Source organism: Bifidobacterium sp. SKU, from assembly GCF_026016405.1.
Lineage (GTDB): Bacteria > Actinomycetota > Actinomycetes > Actinomycetales > Bifidobacteriaceae > Bifidobacterium > Bifidobacterium bifidum.
On the sequence record NZ_CP092890.1, the window covers coordinates 2,188,876 to 2,208,004 of the forward strand.

General features: G+C 61.5%; 13 protein-coding genes. 4 read left to right on the plus strand and 9 right to left on the minus strand.

Going from position 1 to position 19,129, the window contains the following annotated elements; all coding sequences use genetic code 11:
• The first annotated feature begins 116 nt into the window (after nt 1-116).
• Nucleotides 117-869: a Sir2 family NAD-dependent protein deacetylase gene (locus MMB49_RS09290; RefSeq protein WP_022173973.1), complete on the plus strand. Its 753-nt coding sequence runs from the start codon at nt 117-119 to the stop codon at nt 867-869.
• 162 nt (nt 870-1,031) lie between these two features.
• Here the strand turns inward: MMB49_RS09290 and ilvA are convergent, their stop codons facing one another.
• A complete protein-coding gene (gene ilvA / locus MMB49_RS09295; protein ID WP_003815866.1) occupies nt 1,032-2,297 on the minus strand; it encodes a threonine ammonia-lyase in 1,266 nt (421 codons plus the stop codon).
• A 256-nt stretch (nt 2,298-2,553) separates the two neighbouring features.
• Nucleotides 2,554-3,006: a nucleoside deaminase gene (locus tag MMB49_RS09300; protein ID WP_003814970.1), complete on the minus strand. Its 453-nt coding sequence runs from the start codon at nt 3,004-3,006 to the stop codon at nt 2,554-2,556.
• A gap of 157 nt (nt 3,007-3,163) precedes the next feature.
• Between MMB49_RS09300 and MMB49_RS09305 the strand changes: the two genes are divergently transcribed.
• Entirely contained in the window at nt 3,164-3,910 is a 747-nt protein-coding gene (locus MMB49_RS09305) for an alpha/beta hydrolase (protein WP_047271146.1), read from the plus strand.
• A gap of 33 nt (nt 3,911-3,943) precedes the next feature.
• On the opposite strand, the gene MMB49_RS09310 is transcribed toward MMB49_RS09305, so the two are convergent.
• Nucleotides 3,944-6,013 (minus strand): cation:proton antiporter, encoded by a 2,070-nt coding sequence (locus MMB49_RS09310; protein ID WP_022173971.1) that lies wholly within the window; start codon nt 6,011-6,013, stop codon nt 3,944-3,946.
• Nucleotides 6,014-6,389: 376 nt separating this feature from the next.
• On the opposite strand from MMB49_RS09310, the gene dcd reads away from it, so the two are divergent.
• A complete protein-coding gene (gene dcd / locus MMB49_RS09315; protein WP_003814973.1) occupies nt 6,390-6,971 on the plus strand; it encodes a dCTP deaminase in 582 nt (193 codons plus the stop codon).
• A gap of 91 nt (nt 6,972-7,062) precedes the next feature.
• On the opposite strand, the gene MMB49_RS09320 is transcribed toward dcd, so the two are convergent.
• Nucleotides 7,063-9,342, minus strand: coding sequence for an alpha-galactosidase (locus MMB49_RS09320; RefSeq protein WP_047271148.1), 2,280 nt, complete (start codon nt 9,340-9,342; stop codon nt 7,063-7,065).
• A gap of 166 nt (nt 9,343-9,508) precedes the next feature.
• Nucleotides 9,509-12,460, minus strand: a complete 2,952-nt coding sequence (locus tag MMB49_RS09325) for a cation-translocating P-type ATPase (protein ID WP_047271149.1) — start codon at nt 12,458-12,460, stop codon at nt 9,509-9,511.
• 628 nt (nt 12,461-13,088) lie between these two features.
• Between MMB49_RS09325 and rlmB the strand changes: the two genes are divergently transcribed.
• Nucleotides 13,089-14,087, plus strand: coding sequence for a 23S rRNA (guanosine(2251)-2'-O)-methyltransferase RlmB (gene rlmB / locus MMB49_RS09330; protein ID WP_003814978.1), 999 nt, complete (start codon nt 13,089-13,091; stop codon nt 14,085-14,087).
• Nucleotides 14,088-14,201: 114 nt separating this feature from the next.
• Here rlmB and MMB49_RS09335 read toward each other — a convergent pair whose 3' ends face one another.
• The 4 genes from MMB49_RS09335 to MMB49_RS09350 form a co-directional block, all read right to left on the minus strand.
• Complete coding sequence (locus tag MMB49_RS09335) at nt 14,202-15,617, minus strand: DUF4032 domain-containing protein (protein WP_047271151.1); 1,416 nt, start codon at nt 15,615-15,617, stop codon at nt 14,202-14,204.
• Nucleotides 15,608-16,468, minus strand: coding sequence for a hypothetical protein (locus tag MMB49_RS09340; RefSeq protein WP_047271153.1), 861 nt, complete (start codon nt 16,466-16,468; stop codon nt 15,608-15,610). The genes MMB49_RS09335 and MMB49_RS09340 overlap by 10 nt, the downstream gene beginning before the upstream one ends.
• A complete protein-coding gene (locus MMB49_RS09345; RefSeq protein ID WP_047271155.1) occupies nt 16,452-17,435 on the minus strand; it encodes a class C sortase in 984 nt (327 codons plus the stop codon). The genes MMB49_RS09340 and MMB49_RS09345 overlap by 17 nt, the downstream gene beginning before the upstream one ends.
• An 80-nt stretch (nt 17,436-17,515) precedes the next feature.
• Nucleotides 17,516-19,102, minus strand: coding sequence for a SpaH/EbpB family LPXTG-anchored major pilin (locus MMB49_RS09350; RefSeq protein WP_003815882.1), 1,587 nt, complete (start codon nt 19,100-19,102; stop codon nt 17,516-17,518).
• Nucleotides 19,103-19,129 lie beyond the last annotated feature (27 nt).

The window sequence follows — 19,129 nt, forward strand, 5'->3', positions numbered from 1 at the left end:
GTTAGGAAAACCGTCCTTGTACGGCGTGTTGTGCAATGTTCCCCACACGGACGGCGGCCATTCACCCACCGTTCACCGCCGGAAGGCAGACACATTCCTGTGGTAAGCCTGTAACCATGAAACACATCGCAGTATTGACGGGCGCCGGCATCTCCACGTCGGCGGGCATCCCCGACTTCCGCGGCCCGGATGGCGTCTGGACCAAACACCCCGAGCAGATGAGCGTCTATGACATCGACTCCTTCCTGTCCGATAAGGAGAAGCGCGAATACTCCTGGCGCTGGCAGAAGGAATCACCGGTATGGAACGCGCAGCCCGGAGCCGCGCACAAAGCACTGGTCAAACTGGAGAAAGCCGGCATGCTCACGCTGCTCGCCACGCAGAACTTCGACGCGCTGCACGAGAAGGCGGGCAACAGCCCGGACGTCATCGTCAACCTGCACGGCACCATCGGCACCTCACACTGTATGAAATGCCATGCGAAATACGACACCGCCGACATCATGGCCCGCCTGGACGAAGAGCCCGACCCGCATTGCCACCGCACGCTTCCCTATAGTGGCGGTATGCCCTGCAACGGCCTGATCAAAACCGATGTCGTCTATTTCGGAGAGGCCCTGCCGGACGGCGCAATGGAGAAATCCTATAAGCTGGCCTCGCGCGCGGACGAGCTGTGGGTCATCGGCTCGACGCTGGAAGTATATCCGGCGGCGAGCATCGTGCCCGTGGCCGCACAGGCGGGAGTGCCGATCACCATCATGAACATGGGGCGCACGCAATGCGACCGTCTCGCGTCGCGTCTGATTCGCGACGACATCGCAGTTGCGCTGCCGAAGCTGGTGGACGAGACCATCTCTGCGGCACAGTAACGGCGCAGTAGCGGCACGGCTATGCAACGGCCAGCCATGACGGCCGGCTTATACGCAGCGGGGGTGCCCGGACGAGATGGTCCGGGCACCCCCGCATGTCATCGGCGTCAAAGCCGCACCGCTTCATTTCGCATCTGCGAAAGCCGGCGGAAACCCACGGCGTCAGTAAATGCGCTTGGGCTGGAAGCCTGCCTCCTTCAGCGCCATGAGAATATGGTCGATGTGATCCGGACCATTGGTCTCGACGGTCACACCGAGTGAAACCGCATTCGTATAGTGGCCGGACGCCTTGAACTGGTCGTGATCCAGAGCGATAACGTTCGCACGTTCACGAGCAAGCAGCTGTGCCACCTTGACCAGCTGTCCAGGGGTGTCAGGCAGCTCCACCTCGAAGTTCATGATGCGGCCGCGGGCGATCATACCCTTCTGAATCACCGCACCCATCGTCACCGTATCGATGTTGCCGCCCGACATGATCGGCACGACCACGTGCGGGCCGGTCGCGGAGGCGAACTTGCGCGAACGCAGGTTCAGGTGTTCCAAAGCCGCCAGAGATACCGCGCCCGCAGCCTCGATGACCAGCTTGTGCTTCTCCAGCATCAGCAGGATCATCTCGTTGATATCGCGTTCGGTGACGGTGACCAGATCGTCCATGAACTCGTTGAGCAGGGCGAACGGCAGGTCGCCGGGGTGCTTGACCGCAACGCCCTCGGCGGACGTGACGACCTGATCGGCCTCGGTCACCCGTCCGGCGGCGAACGAGTTCTTCCATGCCGGGCTGCCTTCGGGGATCGCACCAATCACGCGAACCTCGGGCTTGAACGTCTTGATGGCGAGCGCCACGCCGGCGCCCAGGCCACCGCCGCCCAACGGCACCACCACGTCGGTGACGTTCGGCACATCCTCCAGAATCTCCAGGCCAATGGTGCCCTGACCGCAGATGACCTCGTAATCGTCAAAGGGCGGCACATAGATCATGCCTTGCGTGGAGGCCAGTTCGGCGGCATGGGCGGCCGCCTCGTCGAACACGTCGCCGTACAGCACCACATCGGCGCCGTACGCCTTGGTGGCGTCCACTTTCAGCGGGGGCGTAATCTGCGGCATGCAGATCGTCGCCTTGGCATGACGCTCGCGCGCCGCATACGCGACGCCCTGCGCATGGTTGCCGGCGGACGCGGTGACGATGCCGCGGGCGATCTGCTCCTCGGAAAGCGACGCGATCTTGTTGTACGCGCCACGAATCTTGAACGAACCGGTCACCTGCAGGTTCTCCGGCTTGAGCAGAATCTCATGCCCGGTCAGCTCAGACAGTGTGCGAGAGGGAATGATCTCAGTGTGACGCGCGGTGCCTTTCAAACGCTTGGCGGCGAGCTTCAGCTCGGCCGCGTGGTCACGCTGCAATGCCTTAAGGACGTCTTTCTGTTCCATACTGCGTATTGTATGCGTCGCCCTGCCGAACGGACGCGGCCGTCTCACCTGCGATTGCCGCAGTCGCGGCGACCCGTCGGAGGACTGGCCGGAAAACAGTTGCACGTATTCATAAGTCGGCTTCGTTGCGAGGCTCCCTTCGTCGCCGAGCGTCTGATGTATGACGGTCTCGATGGTAGGCGAAACGTAATTTATTGCCACGGTATCGCGTGTTTCTTGCGCAAGGAAAGAAATAACCCGCATACCGGTCCTGCAATTATCGTCGTGAGGCAAAGAAGCCGGTGAGCAGACGGGCGCAGGCCGCTTCGCGAACGCCGCCGACGACCTGCGGCACATGCCCGACATGCGGATCGCGGGGAATGTCCCAAATCGAACCGCACGCCCCCAGCTTCGCGTCCCAGGCCCCGAAGACGATGCGTCCGATGTGAGTCTGGATGCACGCCCCGGCGCACATCGGGCATGGCTCTAATGTCACCACCAGCGTGCAGTCGGCCAGATTCCAGTCGCCGCGGGCCTGCGCGGCCTCACGCATCGCCTCGATCTCGGCATGCGCCAACGGATCGTGCCCCGCCTCGCGACGGTTGCGCCCCCGGCCGATCACCGTGCCTCGCTCGTCGAGCACCACGGCACCGACCGGCACGTCACCCTGCTTCCCGGCGCGCTCTCCCAGCGCAATCGCCTCGCACATCGCCTCGTCAAGTTCGCCCATGCGCCCAGTTTATCGAAATCGCGCTCTCAAAACTTGCAGATACAAAATCAGAACCGCCATTTTCCAATACATCGACTTTTGTATCTGCGAGTTTTGAGAGCGCGATTCATGAACAACCACCAATCAGGCACCATGCCGATGCCGTATATTGAGGCTTATGGGCGAAGAAGCGGCACACGATACGACACGACGTCTTTCCGACGTGATTCCCGGACGATTCGGCGATCCGGTCTCGGTGCAGTATGCCTGGATGTCACCCGAAAACGCTGAAGCGATGCCGACACGGCCGTTGTTCCTCGCGCTGCATGGATGGGGATCCAATGAACGCGACATCGCCGGAATCATGCAGTACATCGCCCCCTACAACGATGTGGTGTCGCTGCGAGCGCCTCTGGTCCTGCACGCGCCGGAAGGCGTATCGGCCGGCGCATACAGCTGGTTCCATGACGCTGTGCCTTCCGGAGACGACCTGGATCACGACATCGCGGCCGCCGCACGCGCGGTCGACCAGTGGGTCGACGGCCACATCCCCGCGACGCGCGACGTCGTGCCGATCGGGTTTTCGCAAGGCGGGGCCGTCGCGGTCCATCTGCTGCGCATGCACCCGGAACGCTATCGCGCCGTCATCAACCTGTCGGGATTCCTCGCGCCCGCAGACGTGCCCGGCACCGCGCCGGCGGATGACCGGCTGGCCGACTTCGAGATACCGGTATATTTCGGATACGGCAAGAACGATGCGGTCATTCCCAAATACGAGCTGTTCGCCGCGGCCGCGTGGCTGGAAGAGCACACGTGGCTGACGACGAAAAGCTACCGCGGGCTGGACCATGCGGTGAGCCTGGACGAGTTTTCGGATATCCGGCAATGGCTTGTACTGCACGACATCGCGTCCGGCGTGCTGTGACCCGCGCGAACCCATCGGCCGCAACCACCCCGTTCAGATGCTGCTGTCGGCGTCCACACTCATGACGAACACGTTGCGGCGCAGGGCCTTCGCCTGGGCGCGTGTGATGTCGCCCGCCTCGAGCATGTCCTGGATGATGCCCAGCTCGATGCCGTAGCTTTCGCGCTTGATCTCTTCCGCTTGAGCGATCGCCTTCGCGCTGCCGCCCATGTTCGGCCGTGACTTCAACGCGCCCTCGGCCCGGCGATAATCGAGGATCAGCGCCGAGCAGTGCTCCGTACGGTAGGTGCCGCGTCCCATCTCCTCATACAGCCGATCCACCACGTGCTCCATCACGTCGAGCTGCAGCAGCCGGGAGTGCGTGAACATCTCGTCCTCGCTGATCAGTGGCGTGGTACGCCGGATCTTGCTGCTGATGCGCCGTCCGAGATTCTCCGCACGGCGTTCGAACGCGCGCATGCGACCGCGAATCTGAGACACCGCATGGCCCGAAGAGGAGTCCGTGGACGTGTGCCGCAACGTGTTCATGATGTCATCCATCATGCGTTCGCATGCCTCCACGCGCATGTCCTGCTCCGCCGCATCATCCAGCGGGTGCATTTTCAATTCGGCGAGCAGACTCTTGAGATAGTCCTTCTCCCAGTGCAGCGCCTCGATCTGCAGCCGCTCCAATCCCTGGGGGTCGGATTCCCCGACGCGCTGCTTCAATCTCGTGATGCGCTTCGTATACGACTCGATGACCATGAGCACCGCGCGGCGGTTCTCATCGTCGACTCGCCCCGTCAACTCCTCGACGGTCTTGCGTAGGATCTCTATGGTGATCTCCGTCATTTCGGGTGCCATGCGGTCACGGTTCGGAGCGAGCAGAGGCAGCATGAAATTCGCCAATAGTAGCGTGACGACGATGACGCCGGATGCGATGAAAATCAACTCGTCGCGCATGGGGAACGGCACGCCCCAGGTGACGGTGAACGGGATGGTGAACATCAGCGACAGGGTGATCGTGCCCTTGGCGCCTCCGAAGGTCATCACCGCGGCGCTGCGCCAACGGGCCGGCGTCATCTTGCGCCGTTTGCCAGTGTTGACGTCGCGCGCCAAACGCAGCATCCCGGCCACCCACAGGAACCGCATCGTCACCACGACCAGCGACACCAGCAGAATCACGATGCTCAGGCGCACGTTGCTCACGCCGGGATCGTCCCAACTGGCGCTCATCGCCTTCGGCAGCTGCATGCCGAGCAGGATGAACACGGCACCGTTGAGGCTGAACGACAGCACACCCCACACGCTGGACGACACGATGTTGGTGCGGGCGACGTTCGGCCCGATGCCGGTCCGGTCGAACCGCACGAACAGGCCGGACGCAACCACCGCGAGAATGCCGGACACGTGCAGTTCCTCTGCGGTCAGGTACAGCATGAACGGCAGGAACAGCTCCATCAATATGCGGGTGGTGGTGGTCTCCCAACCCAGCGAGCGCACGGTCTCGAACAGCCAGTTCGCGAGCAGGGCAATCACCAGACCGTATACGGCACCGCCGATGAACGAGAGCGCGAACTCGCCGGCAGCCCGGCCGATCGCGAACTCGCCGGTGATGGCGGCGGCGATGGCGAACTGGAAACCGACGATGCCGGACGCGTCATTGAACAACGACTCGCCTTTGAGCACGCCCAACTGGCGCAGGCTCAGCGACGCCTCCTTGCCCAGCGAGCTGACCGCCACCGCGTCGGTCGGCCCCAGCGCCGCGCCAAGCGCCAGCGCGGCGGCGAGCGTCACGGACGGCCAGACGGCATGGACGACGACGCCGACCGCCACCATGGTAGCGATGGCCAGTCCGATTGCCAATGACAATGACAGTTTCAGCGATTTCAGCAATTCGGATTTGTCGATCTCGTGCGCTTCCAGATACAGCAGCGGCGCGATGAACAGCACCATGAACAGTTCGGGATTCAGGGAGGCGTTGGGAAATCCCGGCACCTGCGTGATGATCGCGCCCATCGCGATCTGAACCAGCGGAGTCGACACCTTGGGGATGAACCGGCTGACGAACGACGAGAATACGACGACGCCGATAATGCACAGTATCAGCTGAAAGACTTCCAAGGCTCGCTCCGGCTCTCCGTCGGTTGTGTGGGATTACTTCACAATATAAACCGACTCCGCAACCGACACGTTAACTTCGACGTCCGGCTTAACGGCTGCGCGCGGGCAAAAAGAAACCCCGGCGGTGTTGCCCGCCGGGGAGAGAAAGGAGAGAGAAGAAGAAAGGGGTTCAGTTATTGAGAATCGTGCTGCCGATTCCCGGTCGGCTTGTGCTGACAATTAATAGTAAAACACCCGTTTCTTGGTGCAATGCTGAGATTGTCTGAAAGCTTCCTGTGAGTTGATGTCGCGGGCTGAATCCCATCACATGGTAATGGCTGTAGACTGTAGTGTGGCGCCGTGCGCCATACACGTGAGCGCGAAAAGGAGAATCCTCATGCTGCTGTCCGACCGCGACATTCTCGCCGCCCAGAAGGACGGTCATATTTCTCTTGACCCATGGACTCCGGAAATGGTGCAGCCCGCGTCGATTGACGTGCGCCTCGACCGTTTCTTCCGCCTGTTCAACAATCATGCCTACACATACGTGGATCCGGCCGAGAACCAGGGGGCGCTGACCGAGCAGTTCGACGTCGCTCCGGACGAGCCGTGGATCCTGCATCCGGGCGAGTTCGCGCTCGGCTCGACGTGGGAGTACGTCAAGCTCGACGCGACGGTGGCGGCACGCTTGGAAGGCAAAAGCTCGCTGGGCCGTCTGGGCATCCTCACACATTCGACGGCCGGCTTCATCGACCCCGGTTTCGAGGGGCATATCACGCTGGAGTTGAGCAACGTGTCGACGCTTCCGGTCAAGCTCTGGCCCGGCATGAAGATCGGGCAGATGTGCTTCTTCCAGCTCAGCTCTCCGGCCGAGCACCCTTACGGCTCCAAGGGCACCGGCTCCCATTATCAGGGCCAGCGCGGCCCGACCCCCAGCCGTTCCTACGTTAACTTCTACAAGGCCGACGTCAACGACTAGAGCCGATACCCAAGTTCTTTGACGCAATGTGCCGGCGACTCCATGACTGGGCCGCCGGCACATTGTTATGCTCCGTTCGATGCCGTCTGGCTTATTGGCGAATGGCGGTGAACAGCACCGACTGGGCCGGATGCAGCGATGGAGGGCGCAACCCGTAGGTCATCAGCGCCCGGCCCGTCATCAGCACGCCGTCTTTGGTCCACCAGCCCAACGGCGACTGGCCGCTGCCAAGACCAAGCCCGTCGAGATCGAGATCCAGCCACAACGGCTGTATGCGGTACGTGCCATCGGGGTCAAGACCGGGCACGCGAATCGGCGCCGCAGGGAGAGTCTGGGACGTTGTCAGTTGCGTGAACCGGTAGAACGCCGCGGAACGATCCGGCTTGACCATGCCGTCGACCCGGACGGCCGGATCGGCGATATCGGCGTGCACGCACGTGTCGATCGCGAACCATGCGCGGTGCCTCTTGTATTCGGCGACCCATTCGCCGAGCTTGTTCAACGCCTCGTCCGGCTCCTTGAGCAGATTCCATTCGACGCCCATGTGCCCGAAGAACGCCATCGCCATGCGCATCTCCTGGCTCGTGGCGCGATGCGTGGAATGTGCAGGACTCGCCCCCACATGCTCGCCCATCATGCAGGGCGGCACGAGCAGCGACGTGTACCGCTGAATATCGGCCCGCTCGACCGGGTCCACGCAGTCGGACGTCCACACGCGGCTGGCGAATTCGAGTATGCCCAGGTCGATACGGCCGCCGCCCGATGCGCAACTCTCAATCTCCAGTCCCGGATGCGCGACTTCGAGGTCACGGAACATCCGGTACACGGCGAGCGTCTGCCCGTGCACCGCCGGCCTGCCGGTACGTGGCGAGACCGCCTCGGTGACGAATTTGTTGTGGTCCCATTTGATGTAGTCGATGCCCAACTCGCCGACCAGCGCATCGATGGAATCATGGATGTATCGGTAGGCGTCGGGATTGGTCAGGTCGAGCACTTGCTGCGAGCGTCCCTGCATCGGCAGACGGTTCGCAGTCGGGCGCAGCACCCAGTCAGGGTGGGCGCGGGCCACGTCGGAATCCGGGTTGACCATCTCCGGTTCGAACCACAGGCCGAACTCCATGCCTTTTCCGTGCACGTAATCGGCGAGCGCCTTGAGGCTCTTCGGCCCGTCCGGCCACACATCCTGCGCTATTTGCCAGTCGCCGAGCCCGGATGTGGAGTCTCGGCGGGAGCCGAACCAGCCGTCATCCACCACGAACCGTTCGACACCGGAATCCCCGGCCTTATCGGCCAGAGCCTTCAACGTGTCGTAGTCATGGTCGAAATACACGGCCTCCCACGTGTTGAGAATCACCGGACGTGGCTTGACGGCGAGATCCGGGTGACAGGAGCGCACGTAATCATGGAATCTCGCAGCCACCTCGTTGAGCCCGTCACCGTACGACCCGTACAGCCACGGGGTGGTGTACGTTTCGCCGCGGGCGAGCGTGGCCTCGCCGCCGAGCAGCACCTCGCCGCCGCCAATCAGACCGGTCGTATACGGCTGACGCTCTGCCGACAGCACGGAATTGCCGCTCCAGCCCACATGCACCGAATAGACCTCGCCATGCTCGAACCCGAAGCCGGGCTCGCCCGCGGAAAGCAACAGAGAGGCGTCAAAACCTGGGCGCCCCGCCATCGAGACCTTCTCGAAGCGTCCTTCGGTCAGCGGCTGCCGCTGCGGGCTGCGTTCGCGCAGATGATGGCCGGTGGTGGTGAGTATCTCCGTGGCAAGTGCCTGGAGCGGGAAGCCGAGTTCGACTTTACCGACTTCCAAGTCACCGGTCAGAAGATTACCGGCTGGAAGATTACGCAGCGTGGCGCGCTGTCTGATCAGTCCGCCGGGCAACAGTTCGGCCGTCCATGACAGTTCCACGCCCTGCTCGGTATCCGACGCGGTCACGGTGACGACCGGCACCTGTTGCGTGACGGTATGCGCGGCACCGTCCACGCCGTCGGACACGTCAACGCCTTGGCGTTCGTCCTGACGGATTGCGATGCCGGTCACCGTGAATGCACAGAACGGCGCTACGCCGGCGCGCCGGATATCCAGTCGCGGTGCCCCTATCCACGACTCGCTTTGCGTGGGCATGATGCTTGGCCAGGCGGTCTCGTCCAGCGCGCCGGACACGCGCTGCGGCCGCAGGGCGTCGTATGCGGCGAGTACGGTTCCCGGCGCCGCGAGCGGGCGGCCCCAGTGCACGAAGCGCGGAAGACCGTGACCGGCGAAGATCAGCGCGAACGCCACATCAGCAGCCGGCTGCTCAGCATAAATAGCGGTGAGTTCCGTTCCATCGGCGGCGGCGCCATGGAATTGTTCGATGAGTGACATTGCGAATCCCTTCGGAACGTGCCATTGATATATGGTTCGCCTCCGATGCTACGACATCGTTCCGTCATGTCACCGCATATTCAGCGATTCCGGGGTATGAGAAGGGCTCCCGTTTTCCGATGTGGAGAGCGGGAGCCCTGACTGCCGGTGGAGGCTTATGGCATTGTTATGCCATGATGCCGCGCTTGCGGTCGATGGCGCGCATGATCGCCTTGTAGATTTCCGAGGCGATCAGTACGACCGCGGCGAGGCAGATGCACTCGACCCATGCCCACGGTCCGAGCGGCGTGGTGCCGAACGCGGAGTTGAGGAACGGAACGTAGATCACCACGAGCTGCAGCACGACAGACAGGCCGATCGCCCCCCACAGCCACTTGTTGGAGAACAGGCCGACGAACGCGGACTGACGTGCGGAACGCGATGCGATCGCGTTGAACAGCTGCGCGAACACGAGAATCGTGAAGCCCATCGTACGGGCCTCGATCATCTGGAATTCGTGGGTGCCGCCGATGGAGCGGTCGGTGAACAGGCCACCTTCAAGGTGCATGTCCATGCCGATCAAGGTGACGGCCGCCATGATGATGCCGATGAACGCGATATCGATCCACATGTCCCTGTCGATCACGCGGTCGGTGAGCTTGCGCGGGCTGCGTGCCATCACGTCATCGGTCTGCGGGTCGACACCCATCGCGAGCGCCGGGGCGGCGTCGGTCAGCAGGTTGATCCACAGCAGCTGCGTGGCGAGCAGCGGCACGGCGACACCGGTGGTTCCCGGCTGCGTGATGCCAAGCACGCCGGCGAGCATGACGCCGCCGAACACGGTGAACACCTCGCCCACGTTGGAGCTCAGCAGGTAGCGCAGGAACTTGCGGATGTTGTCGAAGATCACACGGCCTTCGCGCACGGCGGCGACGATGGTGGAGAAGTTGTCGTCCGCGAGAATCATCTTCGCGGATTCCTTGGTCACCTCGGTGCCGGTGATGCCCATCGCCACGCCGATGTCGGCGGACTTGACGGCCGGGGCGTCGTTGACGCCGTCGCCGGTCATGGCGGCGATGTTGCCCTGGCGCTGCAGCGACTCCACGATCTTGAGCTTGTGCTCGGGGGCCACGCGGGCGTACACGGAGACCTCAGAAGTCTCCTTGTCGAACGCCGCCTCGTCGGGCATCGCGTCGAGCTGATCGCCGGTGAGGGCCTTGCCGCCCTTTTCGATGATGCCCAGATCGGAAGCGATGCGGGCCGCGGTGAGCGGGTGGTCGCCGGTGATCATCACCGTGCGGATGCCGGCGCGATGCGCTTCGGCCACGGAATCACGCACTTCGGTGCGCGGCGGGTCGATGATGCCGACCATGCCGGCCCAGATCAGGTCACGCTCGATGACGTCGCTCTGCTCGGAGATGTCGGTCACCTGGCCGGCTGCATTGGTCTTGATGCCGGGGATATCGGCCAGGGATGTGGTGCCGAGCGGGCGGTACGCCTCACCCAGCGTGCGGTATGCCTCACCGGACAGACGCTCGACGGTCGCGAGAATCTCCTGGCGGTCGCCTTCGGTCATCGGGCGGACGGCGTCGCCAACCGCGATGCGCGTGCAGTAGCCGAGCAGCACATCGGGCGCGCCCTTTGCATATACGCTCAGGTTGCCGTTGTCGCTGCTGTCCTTGCCGATCACGGCCATACGCTTGCGCTCGGACGTGAACGGAACCTCGGCCACACGGTCGAGCTTGCCGAGGGCGCGGTCGGCCTTGATCTTGCGGGAGGCGACGACGAGCGACACCTCGGTCGGGTCGCCGACGATCTCCCACTGGCCGGCATCGTTCTGACGCAAGTCACCGTCGTTGGCAAACGCTCCGACGGCGATGGTGCGCAGGGCTTCGGCGTTGACCGGGGCGCTCTCCTCGATGGCGTCGCCACCCATGCCCAGCATCTTGCCCTTGGGCTCGTAACCGGTGCCGGTGAGCTGCACTTCACCGCTCGGGGTGACGATGCGCTCGACGGTCATCTCGTTACGCGTGAGCGTACCGGTCTTGTCGGAGCAGATCACCGAAGCGGATCCCAGCGTCTCCACGGAGCTCAGCTTCTTGACGATGGCGTTGTGCTTGGCCATGCGCTGCACGCCGAGCGCGAGAACAACCGTCAGAATCGTCGCAAGACCTTCCGGCACTGCGGCGACGGCCAGCGAAACGGCCAGCAGCAGCGAGTCGATGAGATCGTCGGGCATCTTGTGGAAGCCCTGCGTGATGAACAGCGCGACGAGCACGACGGCCGCGATGATGCACACGGCAATGCCCAGGATCTTGGAGACGTGGGTCATCTCCTTCTGCAGCGGGGTATCCTCGTCATCGGTCTGCGACAGCATGTCGGCGATCTTGCCGACCTGCGTGTTCATGCCGGTTCCGGTCACGATCGCGCGGCCGGTGCCCTGAGTGACGGACGTGCCGTTGAAAATCATATTGGTGCGGTCGCCCAGCGCCTTGGCGGAGTCGAGCGTGTCGGGCTTCTTGCCCACCGGCACGGATTCGCCGGTCAGGCTCGCCTCGGCGATGCGCAGCGACGCGGCGGCGAACAGACGCCCGTCGGCGGAGACGGTATCGCCTTCGCCAAGCACCACGATGTCGCCGGGAACCACGTCGGCGGTGTTGATGTGCACGATTTTGCCGTCACGCAGCACGGAGGTCTGCGGTGCCGTCATTTGGGCGAGCGCCTCCACCGCCTGCTCGGCACGAGCCTCCTGAATATAGCCCAGCACCGCGTTGACGATCAGGATCAGGATGATGACGATGGCGTCGAACGGCAGCACTTCGCCGGCCGTTCCGTGCGAGCGCTCGATGAACCATGCGATCAGTGAGATGACAGTGGCGGCAAGCAGCAGGTACACCAGCGGATCCTGGAACTGCGCCAGGAACTTCTTCCACTTGGGTACGGGTGGCGCGCTGGCCAACTGGTTCGGGCCGAATTTCTCCAACCGGCGCTGCGCCTCGGCGGAGCTCAGGCCGGTATTGGTATCCACATCCAGCGCCTTGGCGACTTCGTTCGTCTCGGTCAAGCTGGGATCGACGTCGTGAAGCAGGCCTTCCTGCGACTGCACGCCTGTGGATTGATCATTTGTGTGATCAACCATAATGGTCTCCTTGATATAGCCGCGGAGTAGTCAGCCCTCACGATCACCGGGATCGTCCCCTCCCCCGGTCATCTCGATAAAGCTGCGCGGTTATGGGCACCGGCGCAACTGCTGCCGATGCATACTGTTGCCATTATTCCACAAACCCGTCATCGCTTGGCGAAACAGCCCTTTACGTGTTGTCCAAATATCCGCATTCCGCGAACGATTTCAGGCGACACGCTCACACAGCGCGAGCAGCCAGCGGAGCGTCGCCATGGTGTAATCGAACAGTTCGTCGTCCATGCCGAAATACCGCTCGCAGCACTCCCTGCTCACATCGACCATCGCAAGACCTTCTGGCTCTCCGGGCGTGAATGACGCCGCCCGATCCTGCATTCATCATACGTGCCAAGGCAAGGAATCCGGCGGCTTCGGAACCGGACGAGCTTCGTTCCGTTCCTAAGTGCGCGCCGAAACGACAACTCTGCGCACTTAGGAACGCAAACTATGCGATCTGCGTTCCTATGTTCGCGCACTCGGCGTTCCGGCGCGCACTTAGGAACGCAAACCGAGTCTCTCAGGAGATTGGGGCGATTCGCGCGCCGCGAATGGCTGTTTGGCGTGGGGGTCTGGGACAATGGCACGTATGGCAATCAAGAAAGGTCCGACCAAGGGGTCGGGAGGAAAACACCGCAATGCGCTACGCGGCAAGGGGCCGACGCCCAAAGCCGAGGATCGCGTGTATCACAAGGCATACAAGGCCAAGCAGGCGACGAACCGTCGCAAGATGGCAGATCCACGACTGGCAGCCCGCCGTCGCGCCGCGAAGTTCACGTCCGATTCGGACGATCTGGTCATCGGCCGCAATGCCGTGCTGGAGGCGCTGCGCGTCGGCGTCCCCAGCATGCAGCTGTATATCGCGACACGTATCGAGCATGATGACCGTACACGCGAGATCATCAAGCTCGCCGGCGCACAAAGCCTGCACCTGCTGGAGGCCGACCGTCTGGAAATGGATCGCATCGCCCGGTCGTCGAACCATCAGGGCGTCGTGCTCAAAGTGCAGCCGTACCAGTATTCGTCTCTCGCCGAGCTGGCGGATATCGCCGAGCGCAAGGCCAAGGCCATGGACGTGGTGAATTCGCCGAGTGCGCGCATCAACGCACGCCCGCTGTTCATCGCGCTCGACGGCGTGACCGACCCGCAGAACCTGGGTGCGGTGATTCGTTCGGCCGCCGCCTTCGGTGCCAACGGCGTGATTCTGCCGGAGCGTCGTTCCGCTTCGGTCACCGCTGCCGCGTGGAAGGTATCGGCCGGTGCCGCGGCGCATATCCCGGTGGCTCGCGTGGTGAACCTCACCAAGGCCATCGAAAGCATGCGCGAACGTGGATATTACACGGTCGGCCTAGACGGCGGCGGCGATAAGCTGGTCGGCGAAACCGGTTTCGAGACCGATCCGCTGATCGTCGTGCTCGGTTCGGAAGGCAAGGGACTGAGCCGACTCGTGCGCGAGTCGTGCGACGCGATCGCCGGCATTCCGATCACGTCCATGGTGGAGTCTCTGAACGCCTCGGTCGCAGCCGGTATCAGCCTGTACGCGGTCGCCCGCGCCCGTCGCGAAGCAGCGGCAGCCGCCACGAAGTAATACCCATATCTCCCCCCCCCTGCTGCCGGCGGGGTCATCAAGCGGAACGAAAATCGGGGTGGCCGCCGCAATCGGCGCTCCACCCCGTCCGGTTTCGCTCAGCAGCTCCACATATCAGTGGCTCCACACCGCGGCATCAGGATCGTCGTCGGGATTGTAATCATCATCGTCGATGGGCTTTTCGTAATTCGCCTCATCGTCGACCACACCGGAATCCGCTTCAGCGTTGAGCTCGTTCACGGCTTTGTCATCCAGCTTGTAGTTCGGCAGCACGGATTGGATGTAGCTTTCCACAGCCTCGCCCATCGGCACGTCGTGGCCGGCCTTCTCGGCAAGGAACCAGCGGTGATCCAGCACCTCATGGAAGAACTGTGCCGGCTCGATCTGCGAACGATATTCACGTGGAATCATACGCACGGTCGGCTCATACACCTCACGCATCCAATCGGTGGCGACGATCTCCAACTCCTCGCCTTCACGCCACGTGGAGGCACGGTACGCATCCAGATCGTTGAGCAGGCGCCGCGCCTGATTCTCCTGCACATCTAAACCGGTCAGTCGCAGAAGCTTGCGCGACGCATAGCCGGCATCGACCACGCGCGGGCGGACCAGCACGCGCTTGCCGTCCTCGGCGGTCTTCATCTCCAGCTCATCCACGTCGAAGCCAAGATCGTTGAGCTTGTTGACGCGCTGCTCGATCTTCCACATCTCATCCGGGCCGAACTTGTCGGTGTCGGTCAGCGTGCTCCACAACGAGTGGTAGCGGTCGACCAGACGGTTGCCCACCTCGATCTCGTCCACGTCGCTCGGCAGCAGACGGCCAGAAGCCAAATCCATCAATTCACCGATGATGTTGGTGCGAGCCAAGTCGATATCGTATTCACGCTGGCCATCGGTAAGCTGCACCTGCAAATCACCGGTTTCGGCGTCCACCAGGAAGGCGGAAAACGCGTCGGCATCACGCAGGAACAGGACGTTCGACAGCGACACATCGCCCCAGTAGAAGCCGGCCAAGTGCAGGCGAACCAGCAGCACGGCAAGGGCGTCGATCAAACGCTCGGCAGTATCCGGCTGGAGATTGCGGGCGAACAGCGCGCGGTACGGCAGTGAGAACTTCAGGTGACGGGTGACCAGAATCGCTTCCAGCGGCTCACCGTTGCGGTCATGACGACCGGTGACCACGGCAATCGGGGTGACGGTCGGCAACTCGAGCTTCTGCAGTCGGCGCAGAATCTCATACTCGCGCTCGGCCACCTGACGGGTGATCTCTTTCATGGCGTAGACCTCATCACCGACGTGCACGAATCGCACGACGTGGCGGGAGATGCCTCGCGGGAGGTTTGCCAACAGTTCGGCGGGCCAGGTCGCCAACGGCTTATGCCAGGGCAGCGTGAACATCTTCGGGTTCGAGCTGGCGGCGGTGATCTTCAATGCTTGCGGCTCAGCTGAACTGGCATGTTCGTCTTCGGCTTTGACGGACGTGGCCTTCAGCGCGCGCGGATCCATCTGGGGAAAATCGTTCAACTCCATGTGTTCGATTTTACGTGGTGCTTGGGAAGTGCAGCGAGTAGCGGCGACTTCGGCGCGTTATTCTCGCATACGAATAAATCATCTGTATGGGATTTGCCGGCCGAATTGACGTCCCGTATGCGACGCCTCATGCGCAATCTGAACAAAATGAACGCAACAAGTAACATGAGCCCCGCTGCCGCAGCAATGCTTCCTACGGCGGCACCGGTACGGCCGATAACGCCAGGCTTTACCGGCTCCTTGTTTGGATTATTTTCGGGCGGGACAACAGGAGTTCCGGCGCTAAATTTCGGCTCTACCGTGATGTTGAGATCGGCGGCCGTGTCTCCGCTGCCGGGAATCGAGATGAGGAACGGATCGCAGTCGTATGCTTTGTTGGCTTTCGCCGAGCTCGTGCGAGAGACCAGATATAGGCCGAGCGGCAGATTCTGGAAAGTGAGCTGACCAGCTACGTTAGTGGTGCCGGAATGCTGGTACAGCTTGTTTTTCGCCGCGTGCGCAGCGAGCTTCTTGGCCGCATCGTGATATTCACTTGATGTCAGGCGTTCCCAATCGGCAGTGAGGCCGGAAAAATCGCCGACGGTTTTATATGAGGAGACGCTACCATCATTGTTCGTTGCGACGGTGGCGACGCGCACGATGGAATAGGTATCGCCGGCAAGCAATTTGGGCGAAGCCGTGTCTCGGCCCCATACGGCATTGATGGTGAGAGCGCCGAAAGAATCAGCTTGCGCATATGGCACCATAGAGCCGAGGGCTGCAAGAACAGTGAGGACGATAGTAACGGCGGCGGCAATCATGGCAGCAATGCGCGCCGCACCATACTCGCTTCCGCTATGCAGGTCTAACATGTCTGCCCGGTCCTTTCCGCCATGATGAATGTGATTGGTTATTTGTACTGTCTGGCTGAGGAGGCAAGTCACCGTCCGGCTCGATATCCGCAGAGTCAGAATCACCAGATGCGACCTTGGCGCTCCCACTCTGCCGGCGTCGCCGCTCATGGCGCTGCCATAAATGCCATGCGATGAGCAAGGCAATCAGTGCAAGAGACGGCAACAAGTACTGCAGCGGAATGTCCACGTGGAACGTGGATTTGGCGTCATCCTGCTGCTGCGGCGTGTATGGGATGCGATGGCCACGCACCAGCAGCCGATGCGTATTGACCGCATACGGCGTACAAGTGATGAGCGTGACCAAATCCTTGCCGGGCTCAATTGCCAGTTGTTTGGTATCGGTCGGCAGAACGGTAGTGATCTTATCGACCTGATACGCATACGTGTCTTTAAGTATTGTGATGTAGAACTTGTCGCCTTTTTTCATAAGGTTCAAGTCCGTGAACAGTTTTGCCGTGGGCAAGCCCCGGTGGCCAGACAGCGCCGCATGAGTGGACGCGCCACCAACTGGCAGTGAGGTCTGTTCGAGATGTCCGATGCCGGATTGCAACACTTTCTCGGAAGTGCCGTGATAAATCGGCAAGGTCTCCTCGAGCTTAGGCACAGTGATGTATCCCATCATGCCGTCACCGTCAATATTGAGCAGACTGTTGTATTCCTCGTCCGTGGATGCGGAATTGACGGCACTGGCAAGAGCGTCGGTCTCTCCCGCATCGTTCTGGGCGAGCTTTTCGTTATAGGCGTGCGCAGCATCCAGCACCTTCTGGTACTGTTCCTGGCTCAATGCTTCAACGCTGGCGTCGTAGTTATTTACGGCGCGGCTGGCGTTGCGCATAATGAGGAAGTTGCTGATCGTCGGATAGAACAGAATGAGCATTCCACCGAGAATGACCAGTAAGGGCAGGATGTTGCGCAGTCGTTTCATCGAGCGTTCTTTTCGCGAGGAAACCGTGTTGTGGGCGTAGCGGGTGTGTGCCCTTCACGCCCAAAACACGGCCATGCTCGTCAGGCGTTCTTGCGCTTGAGAGTCCAGGCAACGCCGAGCGCGATGACCAGCACACCAATCACCGTGAAGGCGATGGTACCCATGCCACCAGTGCCAGGCAGGATAGCACCGGACTTGTTCTGGACCGGGATGACACCGTTCGATGCGGTCTGGTTGTAGTCGTTGCCATTGTCGTTGTTGTAGGTGATGGTGACGGTGGCATTCGTGGTGTCAGTGCCGTTGTTCTGGCCATTAACCTTCACGCCGATGGCACTGGCGAGCTTGTTGTAGCCGGCCGGCGCTTTGGTCTCGGTGAGCGTGTACTCGCCGTTCTTCAGTCCCTCGAAGACAACCTTACCGTTTGCAGGAGTGGTGATAGTCGTAGTACCTGTCTCACCAGCCTTAGCTACACGGTACACAGCGTTCGCGGTAGCACTACCGGCAGAGACTTGCACGAAGCTAATAGCGGAGCCGTCCTTATGTGCGAGTGTGAACTCAGCACCAGCAAGTCGAGTAGCGGCATCAGTATATTGGTCACCAGTGTACTTATCGACGGTGAAGCCATAAGTGAAGACGCGAACCTTGCTGGGCTCGGACTCACCGGTGCCATTGGTGCTCGGGTTGTTGGAGTACTGAATCTTTGCGGAGTTGACGTTACCAGCACCGCCCACAACAGCATTCTCGTTCAGCGTGGCCGTGTAGGTGACGGTGATCTTCTTGCCGGCATTGGCCTGCTGCTTGGTCTTGAAGTCCTTCATGGCGACAGTAAGCGTATTGTTGTTGGAGGCCGTAGGAGTGGTGACGGTGTAGTCAGTGTTCTCGGTCAGTGTCACATTTTCGACCTTAACGGATTTGACTTGTCCAAAGGTGAGGCCCTTAGACAACGTATCCTTGAAGTTGAAGGTGTAGGTGTCATAGGCGGACATGTCCGGAATGGTGGAAGTCAGGGTGAAGGTCAGGGTATCACCGATCTTCGCGTCGGTGGCGTCCTTACCAGTGCCGTCTACCTGTACCTTCTTGTCGACGGTAGGCAGATCGCCCTTAATGTCGGCATCCACCTTGGTGCTATGAACGGAAACTAGCGTGGCGTATTGACTCTTGGCGTTGGCCAAGGTCGCACCCGGCACAGCGACCACGTAGTAGCCGTAGCCGAGACCAGTGAACGTCGCAGTGTACTTACCGTTCGAGGCATCGGCAGATACCGTAGCAGTCGCGTCAGCCGTGATGTTGTTGGCCTTGGTCTGCGCCCAGTTCGATGCCTTGGTAGCGAAAGCAACCAAGGTACTATCCTTCAGCTTGGATACGTAGTCGTTTGCTTTATCGTTGACGTTCTCGTCGGTAACACCAGTTAGTCCGACGGAGTTCTTGAAGAACGGCTTCCACTCGTCAGTCAACGTGTAGGAGACAGCCTTGCCGTCACCGCTCACGGTGGCGGAAAACATCTTGTAGGCGTTCACGGTCTTACCGGCGAACTTCGCGTCAGTAGTGCTGACCGTCAGCGTGGCATTATCCGCTGCGTTGGCCGTGGCGACTGTCGTCGCAGCCAATCCAAATACGGTGGCAATCGCCGCGGCGGCAGCGAAAACCTTTTTCATCAGTGATTTCATTACTGTTCCTTTCTCTAGATGGAAATC